This is a genomic window from Streptomyces sp. NPDC102258 (genome assembly GCF_055584685.1).
The window spans coordinates 150,961-159,701 of sequence record NZ_JBVJLO010000020.1; the positions used below are offsets into that span (position 1 = coordinate 150,961).

Here is an 8,741-nt window from a genome sequence, read left to right on the forward strand (position 1 = left end):
TGTGACTTCAGGCGTGGAGTCGTGGTGCGGACCAGCGCTTGGTCCTACCACTGTGGTGCTGGGGGGTGGCTGGATCAGCCTTCGACCGTGATGCCCATCGAACGCGCGGTGCCGGCGATGATCTTCTCGGCGGCGTCGATGTCGTTGGCGTTCAGGTCGGGCATCTTCATCGTGGCGATCTCGCGGACCTGGTCACGCGTCAGCTTCGCGACCTTGGTCTTGTGCGGCTCGCCGGAGCCCTTCTCCACGCCCGCGCTCTTCAGGATGAGGCGCGCGGCCGGCGGAGTCTTGGTGATGAAGGTGAAGGAACGGTCCTCGTAGACCGTGATCTCCACCGGCACGACCATGCCACGCTGCGACTCGGTCGCGGCGTTGTAGGCCTTGCAGAACTCCATGATGTTGACGCCGTGCTGACCGAGCGCGGGGCCGACCGGCGGAGCCGGGTTGGCCGCACCGGCCTTGATCTGGAGCTTGATAAGCCCCGTGATCTTCTTCTTCTTGGGAGGCATTGCTCTCTCCGGGTCCTAGTGAGAGTTTTCAGCCACCAACCGGTCATCCGGATGGAGGCATACCGCACCACGATAACGGGTACAGGTGCGGGGCTAAAAACCGAGCAGGTCAGAGCGCCCTTCGCGGGGCGATCTGACCTGTTTCGGAAGCGTCGTTCAGAAGCCCTGGATCAGTTCTTCTGGATCTGGTCGAAGCTCAGCTCGACCGGGGTCTCGCGGCCGAAGATCTCGACGAGACCCTTGACCTTCTTCGAGTCCGGGTTGATCTCGTTGATGGTCGCCTGGAGCGTGGCGAACGGGCCGTCGGTGACGGTGACCGAGTCGCCGACCTCGAAGTCCAGGACCTCGATGGTGCGCTTGACCGCGGGGGCCGGCAGACCGGCTTCCTCGGCGGCCTGCTTGGCGGCCTTCTCCTGCGCCTCGGGGGCGAGCATCTTGACGATCTCGTCGAGGGTCAGCGGGTACGGGTCGTACGCGTTGCCGACGAAGCCGGTGACACCCGGGGTGTTGCGGACGACGCCCCAGGACTCGTTCGTCAGATCCATGCGGACGAGAACGTAACCGGGCAGCTTGTTCTGCCGGACGTTCTTGCGCTCGCCGTTCTTGATCTGGACGATCTCTTCCTCGGGCACCTCGGCCTGGTAGATGAACTCCTCGACGTTCAGCGAGACGGCGCGCTGTTCCAGGTTCGCCTTCACACGCTTCTCGTAGCCCGCGTAGGTGTGGATCACGTACCACTCGCCGGGGAGCAGGCGCAGCTCGTCGCGGAGGGCCTGCACGGGGTCGACCGGCTCGGCGGGCTCGGCGTCGGCGGCCTCTTCGGCCTCCTCGCCGGCCTCGGCCTCGACCTCGGCGGCGTCCTCGTCCTCGGAGTCGTCGGCGTCCTCGACATCGGCGGCGTCTTCAGCCTCGGCGGCGTCCTCGGCCTCGGCGACCTCGGCGGCGTCTTCGTCTTCGTTCTCGACGTGCAGCGCGGCGTCCTCGGCGGCGACACCGGCCTCGGCGTCGGCGAGCTCGGCTTCGTCGGGGTCCACAGCGTCTGCCGCCTCGACGATGTCGAGCTCGTCCTCGACGGACTCGACGGAGTCGTGGCTCGCGTTCAGGTTCGGGTCAGACACGGTGGCTGCTTCTTCCTGGATACAAAAGGTGGTGGAACATGCGAAAACGGGCGGCACCCATCAAGGCGCCGCCCTCCGCGGGGATCAGCCGAAGACGAACTTGATGGCTTCCTGGAACCCATAGTCAATCACGGTCACCAGACCGATCATGATGACGACGAAGACAATCACCACGGTGGTGTACGTCGTGAGCTGGTTACGGGTGGGCCATACGACCTTGCGGAGTTCCGCGACGATCTGGCGGTAGAAAAGCGCGAGCCGGCCCAGAGGGCCCTTCTTGCCGCGCTTGCCGCCCTTGCGGGCCTTCTTCTCGCGAGTGTCGTCCTCGGCGTCAGGCATGTCGATGGAGCCCAGGGCGTCCGTCACGTCTCTCACCTGAATCCGGGTCGTGGCCGTAGCCGCGCCCGGTTGCGCCGCACGGCGTTGCATCGAAGTACGTACCTGCGCACACATCCGACTAGGAGTGTGGAGCAGGGCCGGAGGGACTCGAACCCCCAACCGCTGGTTTTGGAGACCAGTGCTCTACCAATTGAGCTACGACCCTTTGCGCTCCTCAACCTACCGCATCCGAGCGGGTGCACGGAGTGCTCACGCTCTGGGGCGGTTGGTGAGGACCAACGACAGGTGAGTGTACGTGGTCCGGGCCCTGACGTCGAACAGAAGACATCCGGACCTGCTCCGTCCGGTACCTGAAACGGTGTGCGGGGCTTCTCGGCCGTCTGGGACGATTGGCCGCATGACCTCTGCAACGCCTTCCTCCGAGCGCCGGGTGTCCGCCCGTATCGGCGCCATTTCCGAGTCCGCCACCCTCGCCGTGGACGCCAAGGCCAAGGCCCTCAAGGCCGCCGGACGTCCGGTGATCGGCTTCGGCGCGGGCGAGCCCGACTTCCCGACCCCGGACTACATCGTCGAGGCCGCGGTCGAGGCCTGCCGCAACCCGAAGTACCACCGCTACACGCCGGCGGGCGGGCTGCCCGAGCTGAAGGCCGCGATCGCCGCGAAGACGCTGCGCGACTCGGGTTACGCGGTGGACGCCTCCCAGATCCTGGTGACCAACGGCGGCAAGCAGGCCATCTACGAGGCCTTCGCGGCCATCCTCGACCCGGGCGACGAGGTCATCGTCCCGGCCCCCTACTGGACCACCTACCCGGAGTCGATCCGCCTCGCGGGCGGCGTCCCGGTCGAGGTCGTCGCCGACGAGACCACCGGCTACCGGGTCTCCGTCGAGCAGCTGGAGGCGGCGCGCACCGAGCGCACCAAGGTCGTCCTGTTCGTCTCCCCGTCCAACCCGACAGGCGCCGTCTACAGCGAGGCCGACGCCGAGGCCATCGGCCGCTGGGCCGCCGACAAGGGCCTGTGGGTCCTGACCGACGAGATCTACGAGCACCTGGTCTACGGCGACGCCAAGTTCGTCTCCCTCCCGGCGATCGTTCCCGAGCTGGCCGACAAGTGCATCGTCGTCAACGGCGTCGCCAAGACGTACGCGATGACCGGCTGGCGCGTGGGCTGGATCGTGGGCCCGAAGGACGTGGTCAAGGCCGCGACGAACCTCCAGTCGCACGCCACCTCCAACGTCTCCAACGTGGCCCAGGTCGCGGCGCTGGCCGCCGTCTCCGGCAACCTGGACGCCGTCCACGAGATGCGCACCGCCTTCGACCGGCGCCGCCAGACGATCGTGCGGATGCTGAACGAGATCGACGGCGTGTTCTGCCCGACCCCCGAGGGCGCGTTCTACGCGTACCCGTCGGTCAAGGACCTGCTCGGCAAGGAGATCCGCGGCAAGCGCCCGCAGACCTCCGTGGAGCTGGCGGCCCTGATCCTGGACGAGGCCGAGGTCGCGGTCGTCCCCGGCGAGGCCTTCGGCACCCCGGGCTACCTGCGCCTTTCCTACGCCCTGGGCGACGAGGACCTGGTCGAGGGCGTCTCCCGCCTCCAGAAGCTCCTGGCCGAGGCCAAGGCGTAACCCCTTCGGCACCCTGAGCGGCGGCTCCCCCACCGGGGGGGCCGCCGCTCGGTCGTTCCGGGGGCCCCACCCCTTCTGGCAGGCCGGGCGGCACCCCGGCATTTCCAGCCCCGCCGGCGTTTGAGGCGCGGGTCCGGGCGGCGCCCGGCAAGCCCCGCGCAGCGGATTGCGCCCGGCCCGGGACCCCGTTCAGGTGTTCGCGCAAGACCCCGATCGGTAAAACCCCCTCCCGCCGAGCGCAGCGGTACGGCAGGATCAACAAATGGAGCACGCACGCGATCTCACGCTTCTGCCGAAGGCACACCTGCACCTGCACTTCACCGGCTCGATGCGACCGTCGACCCTGCTGGAGCTCGCCGACAAGTACGGCGTCCGGCTGCCGGACGCCCTGACCGGCGGGGAGCCACCCAAACTCCGCGCCACCGACGAACGCGGCTGGTTCCGCTTCCAGCGGCTCTACGACGCCGCCCGCTCCTGCCTGCGCGAACCCGAGGACATCCGGCGCCTGGTCCGCGAGGCGGCCGAGGAGGACGTCCGGGACGGCAGCGGCTGGCTGGAGATCCAGGTCGACCCCACCTCGTACGCGCCCCTCCTCGGCGGGATGATCCCGGCCGTCGAGATCATCCTGGACGCGGTGGACTCCGCCTCCCGGGAGACCGGCCTCGGGATGCGCGTCGTCATCGCCGCCAACCGCATGAAGCACCCCCTGGACGCCCGCACCCTGGCCCGTCTGGCCGTCCGCTACGCCGACCGCGGCATCGTCGGCTTCGGGCTCTCCAACGACGAGCGCCGCGGCATGGCGCGTGACTTCGACCGGGCCTTCGCCATCGCCCGCGACGGCGGCCTGCTGGCGGCCCCGCACGGCGGCGAGCTGACCGGCCCCGCCTCCGTCCGGGACTGCCTGGACGACCTGCACGCCTCCCGCATCGGGCACGGCGTCCGGGCCGCCGAGGACCCCCGGCTGCTCCAGCGGCTCGCCGACCGGCAGATCACCTGCGAGGTCTGCCCGGCGTCCAACGTCGCCCTCGGCGTGTACGAGCGGCCCGAGGACGTGCCGCTGCGCACCCTCTTCGAGGCCGGGGTGCCCATGGCGCTGGGCGCGGACGACCCGCTGCTGTTCGGGTCCCGGCTCGCGGCCCAGTACGAGATCGCCCGCCGCCACCACGCGTTCACCGACCAGGAGCTGGCCGAGCTGGCCCGGCAGTCGGTACGGGGCAGCGCCGCGCCCGACGACGTACAGGCCAAGCTGCTGGACGGGATCGACCACTGGCTCACCGGGTGAGCCGCAGGTCCCCCTGGTAGCAGTCGGCCCGCACCCGGTGGCCGTCCGGGAAGCCGATCTCCAGATGGGTCCGGCCCTGCGCGGGCAGCGCGAACTCGGCGACCGCTTCGACGGTCTGGCCGAGGTGGCGCAGGAAGGGGTGGTCGCCGAGGTCCTCACCGACCTCGATCCGGCCCCACTCCCCCATGTCCCAGGGCTCGTGGGGTGCGGCGGACTCGACGATGAGGCACCGGTCGGAGCCGGTGGTGATCCGGGTGGACTCGCCGGAGCTGTCGATCAGCCAGACGTCGAGCGGCGCCTCGGAGCGCTCGCCCTCGCAGACGTGCCAGGAGGCGACGACCCGGCTGATCTCGCGGCCCACCAGCCGTGTGGGGTCCGTACCGGCCCCGTGCCGGGGGCAGTGCACGTCAGATGCGGACGCCGACCGTCACCGGCTCGTTGACGAGGGTGACGCCGAACGCCGCGTGGACTCCGGCGACGACCTCGCGGGCGAGGTCGAGGAGGTCCTCGGTGGTGGCCTGGCCGCGGTTGGTCAGGGCCAGGGTGTGCTTGGTGGAGATGCGGGCGGGGCCGCTGCCGTAGCCCTTGGTGAAGCCGGCCTTGTCGATCAGCCAGGCCGCGCTGGTCTTCGTACGGCCCTCGCCGGCCGGGTAGGCGGGCGGGGCGGTGTCGGGGCCGAGGCGGTCCTGGACGCGGGCGAGGAAGGAGGCGTACGCCTCGTCGGTCAGGATCGGGTTGTGGAAGAAGGAGCCGGCGGACCAGGTGTCGTGGTCGGCGGGGTCCAGGACCATGCCCTTGCCGGCGCGCAGGCGCAGGACGGTCTCGCGGGCGAGGGCCGCCGGGACGCGGTCGCCGGCCTCGACTCCGAGGGCGCGGGCGGTCTCCGGGTACTTGATCGGGGCGGAGAGGCCGCCCGCGTCCTCCAGGGCGAAGCGCACGCGCAGGACGACGTAGCGGTCGGGCTGGTCCTTGAAGGTGCTGTTGCGGTACCGGAAGTCGCAGTCGGCGGCGGAGAGGGTGACGGTCTCGCCGCTGGTGCGGTCGTACGCGACGACCTCGGTGATGGTGTCGCGGACTTCCTGGCCGTACGCGCCGACGTTCTGGATCGGGGTGGCGCCGGCCGAGCCGGGGATCCCGGCGAGGCATTCGATGCCCGCGAGTCCGGCTTCGACGGTGCGGGCGACGGCGTCGCTCCAGTTCTCGCCGGCGGCGAGTTCCAGGGTGGTGCCGTCGAGGGTGAAGCCGGTGGTCGCGATGCGCAGGGCGGTTCCGGCGAAGCCCTGGTCGCCGATGACCAGGTTGCTGCCGCCTCCGATGATCAGGAGGGGGGTGCCGCTCGTGTCCGCGGCGCGGACGGCGGCGACGACCTCGGCGTCGGTGGTCGCGGTGACCAGGCGGGCCGCGGGGCCGCCGAGGCGGAAGGTGGTCAGCGGGGCGAGGGGAGCGTCGTGGAGTTCCTGCACGGGGACAAGAGTACGGTCCGCTCCCCCCGCATCCCGGCGGGGCACTCAGTGGCTCTGCTTCCGCTCCGCCAGACGGCGCCCGGCCCCGGCGGGGACGGGGGGCGGTACCGAGGCCGGGGCCTGGGGCAGCGGGGCAGACACCTGCTTGGCCCGGCGCGGCACCAGCAGGGTCAGGGCGGCGGCCAGGGCGACCGCGGCGGCGCCGATCCACAGGGCGGGGATGGTGCCGTCGGTGAAGGTCCGCGGGGTCTCGTAGCCGCCCCGGGCGGAGAAGACGGAGGCGAGGACCGCCACGCCGAGGGCTCCGCCGACCTCGCGGAGCGCGCTGTTGGTGCCGGAGGCCCGGCCCTGGTCGGCGGGGGCGACGGTGGACATCAGCACGTTGTTGGCCGGGGCGAAGTAGAGGGACATGCCGATCCCGCTGAGGACCAGGGCCGGGAGCTGGGCGGCGTACGAGATGTCGGGGCTCAGGACGGTCGCGAACCAGCCGAGGCCGATCGCCTGGAGGACCAGCCCGGCGACGACGACGGGCCGGCCGCCGAACCGGTCGGACAGGACGCCCGCGATCGGGGCGACGATCACGGCCATGCCGGTCCAGGGCAGCATGCGCAGCCCGGCCTCGGTGGGCGAGTACCCGGCGACGCCCTGGAGGAACTGGCTGAGCAGGAAGATCGAGCCGAACATGCCGAGGTACATGAGCAGGCTGGCGAAGTTGATCCCGAAGAAGCCCCGGTCACGGAAGAGCCGCATGGGGAGTATGGGGTTCGCGTTGCGGAAGCCGTGGTGGACGAAGCCGCCGACGAGGGCGCTGCCCGCGATCAGGCCGGTGAGGACGGGGGCGCTGGTCCAGCCGTGGGCGTTGGCGTTGACCAGGCCGTAGACGATCCCGAAGAGCCCGCCGCTGATGAGGAGGGTGCCGGGGACGTCCAGGCGGGCGTCGGGGGCGGTGGACTCGGCGAGGCGCAGGCGGGCGAACGGGAGCAGGGCGAGGCCGACGGGCACGTTCAGCCAGAAGATCCACTGCCAGGAGATGTGCTCGGTGAGGCTGCCCCCGATCAGCGGGCCGCTGGCGACGGCCAGGCCGGTGACGGCTCCGTAGATGCCGAGGGCCATGCCGCGCCGGGCGGCCGGGACGGCGACGGTGAGCAGGGTCAGCGAGAGCGGCATCATCACGGCGGCGCCGACACCCTGGACGGCCCGGGCGGCGATCAGCGCCCCGATGCCGGGCGAGAGCGCGGCGGCCGCGGAGGCGACGGTGAAGGTGGCGAGCCCGGCCATGAAGAGCCGACGGCGCCCGAAGCGGTCCCCCAGCGCGGAGCCGAACAGCAGCAGGACGGCGAAGGTGAGCGTGTACGCGTTCACCGTCCACTCCAGGTCCTCCAGCTTCCCGCCGAGGTCGGTGCGGATGGCGGGGAGGGCGGTGGTGACGACGAGGTTGTCGAGGGCGGCCATGAAGCTGGCGACACCGGTGAGGACGAGGGCCCAGACCGCGGGCCGACTGAGGCGGTCTTGCTGGTTCACGTGTTTCCCCCTGAGATTTGTCTCTGTTGTTAGTTATCGCTGACTAACTTTTGCGGGCAGGAGTCTGCCGCGGGGTGGGGCGGGGTTGAACGCTGGCCCGCAGGGAGGGGCAGCTGGGGCAGCCTCCCGGCCGGCTTCGGGTCAGCGCGGCTCCTGGACGGACCCTTCCGCGCGCTCCCCCGTGGGCGCCTTGGCCCGGGCGGAGGGGTAGAGCCCCTCCCAGATGCGATGCCCGGGCGTGAAGCCCATGGCCGCGAGGGTGTTGATGAGCATCCCGAAGGCCATGAAGGTGGTGGTCTCCTTCACGTCGCCACCGAGCGGCACGGCGACGGTGTCCCACAACTCCAGCCAGCCCGCACGCACGAACTCACCGAGCTCGCTGTCGCCGGCCGCTTCGGCGGCGGCGACGGTGACGTACATCTGGAGCTGCATCTGGAGCACGTGCGGATGCTCGGCGATCAACCGCGTGTACGCGTCCGCCATGGAGTGCAGGGCCTCGTCACCCTCCAGCCCCTCGGCCGCCTCGGCGAAGACCCGCCGGGTGGTCTCCATGCAGTGGGCGGCGGCGGCGATGAAGATCGCCTGCTTGCTCGGGAAGAGCCGGAAGAGGTACGGCTGCGAAACCCCGACCCGCTTGGCGATCGCCTCGGTGGACGTCCCGTGGTAACCCCCCCGGGCGAACTCCCGACCCGCCGCCCGGATCACACTCTCACGCCGCTCTTCTGCGCTCATCCTGACCATACGAGAAAGTTAGTGCTCAATCACTAACTAGGTCAAGGGGGTTGCGGGGGGGGGAGGCGAGGGGGTCGGGGTCGGGGGTGCGGGGTCTCAGCTGATCCGCATCAGGGAGGGATTTGGTGATTTCCCGTCCGTCTCATCGTCCTT

General features: G+C 70.6%; 9 protein-coding genes and 1 tRNA gene. 2 read left to right on the forward strand and 8 right to left on the reverse strand.

Going from position 1 to position 8,741, the window contains the following annotated elements; translation table 11 throughout:
- Nucleotides 1-74: 74 nt before the first annotated feature.
- The 4 genes from rplK to ACZ6ZT_RS28480 form a co-directional block, all read right to left on the reverse strand.
- On the reverse strand, nucleotides 75-509 hold the full coding sequence (gene rplK / locus ACZ6ZT_RS28465) for a 50S ribosomal protein L11 (RefSeq protein ID WP_469722883.1): 435 nt from the start codon (nucleotides 507-509) through the stop codon (nucleotides 75-77).
- A gap of 170 nt (nucleotides 510-679) precedes the next feature.
- Nucleotides 680-1,627, reverse strand: coding sequence for a transcription termination/antitermination protein NusG (gene nusG, locus ACZ6ZT_RS28470; protein ID WP_469722885.1), 948 nt, complete (start codon nucleotides 1,625-1,627; stop codon nucleotides 680-682).
- 84 nt (nucleotides 1,628-1,711) lie between these two features.
- Nucleotides 1,712-1,993 (reverse strand): preprotein translocase subunit SecE, encoded by a 282-nt coding sequence (gene secE / locus ACZ6ZT_RS28475; protein WP_030298162.1) that lies wholly within the window; start codon nucleotides 1,991-1,993, stop codon nucleotides 1,712-1,714.
- Between the two features lie 105 nt (nucleotides 1,994-2,098).
- Nucleotides 2,099-2,171, reverse strand: a tRNA-Trp gene (locus tag ACZ6ZT_RS28480).
- 192 nt (nucleotides 2,172-2,363) lie between these two features.
- Between ACZ6ZT_RS28480 and ACZ6ZT_RS28485 the strand changes: the two genes are divergently transcribed.
- Together ACZ6ZT_RS28485 and ACZ6ZT_RS28490 are read left to right on the forward strand one after the other, a co-directional pair.
- Entirely contained in the window at nucleotides 2,364-3,590 is a 1,227-nt protein-coding gene (locus ACZ6ZT_RS28485) for a pyridoxal phosphate-dependent aminotransferase (protein ID WP_469722886.1), read from the forward strand.
- Between the two features lie 262 nt (nucleotides 3,591-3,852).
- Entirely contained in the window at nucleotides 3,853-4,872 is a 1,020-nt protein-coding gene (locus ACZ6ZT_RS28490; RefSeq protein ID WP_469722888.1) for an adenosine deaminase, read from the forward strand.
- Here ACZ6ZT_RS28490 and ACZ6ZT_RS28495 read toward each other — a convergent pair.
- The 4 genes from ACZ6ZT_RS28495 to ACZ6ZT_RS28510 form a co-directional block, all read right to left on the reverse strand.
- The gene (locus ACZ6ZT_RS28495) at nucleotides 4,862-5,278 is read right to left on the reverse strand and encodes a hypothetical protein (RefSeq protein ID WP_469722889.1); all 417 of its coding nucleotides are present in this window, start codon (nucleotides 5,276-5,278) and stop codon (nucleotides 4,862-4,864) included. The two genes, ACZ6ZT_RS28490 and ACZ6ZT_RS28495, sit on opposite strands and share 11 nt — an antisense overlap.
- 1 nt (nucleotide 5,279) lies before the next feature.
- Nucleotides 5,280-6,335 (reverse strand): UDP-N-acetylmuramate dehydrogenase, encoded by a 1,056-nt coding sequence (locus ACZ6ZT_RS28500; protein WP_469722890.1) that lies wholly within the window; start codon nucleotides 6,333-6,335, stop codon nucleotides 5,280-5,282.
- Nucleotides 6,336-6,380: 45 nt separating this feature from the next.
- Entirely contained in the window at nucleotides 6,381-7,856 is a 1,476-nt protein-coding gene (locus ACZ6ZT_RS28505; RefSeq protein WP_469722892.1) for a DHA2 family efflux MFS transporter permease subunit, read from the reverse strand.
- Between the two features lie 141 nt (nucleotides 7,857-7,997).
- Complete coding sequence (locus tag ACZ6ZT_RS28510; RefSeq protein WP_469722894.1) at nucleotides 7,998-8,597, reverse strand: TetR/AcrR family transcriptional regulator; 600 nt, start codon at nucleotides 8,595-8,597, stop codon at nucleotides 7,998-8,000.
- Nucleotides 8,598-8,741 lie beyond the last annotated feature (144 nt).

What these genes read in the sequence shown, in the direction of transcription:
- ACZ6ZT_RS28510 (WP_469722894.1), bottom strand. Translation starts at nt 8,597, where the DNA reads ATGGTCAGGATGAGCGCAGAAGAGCGGCGTGAGAGTGTGATCCGGGCG.
- rplK (WP_469722883.1), bottom strand. Translation starts at nt 509, where the DNA reads ATGCCTCCCAAGAAGAAGAAGATCACGGGGCTTATCAAGCTCCAGATC.
- ACZ6ZT_RS28485 (WP_469722886.1), top strand. Translation starts at nt 2,364, where the DNA reads ATGACCTCTGCAACGCCTTCCTCCGAGCGCCGGGTGTCCGCCCGTATC.
- ACZ6ZT_RS28490 (WP_469722888.1), top strand. Translation starts at nt 3,853, where the DNA reads ATGGAGCACGCACGCGATCTCACGCTTCTGCCGAAGGCACACCTGCAC.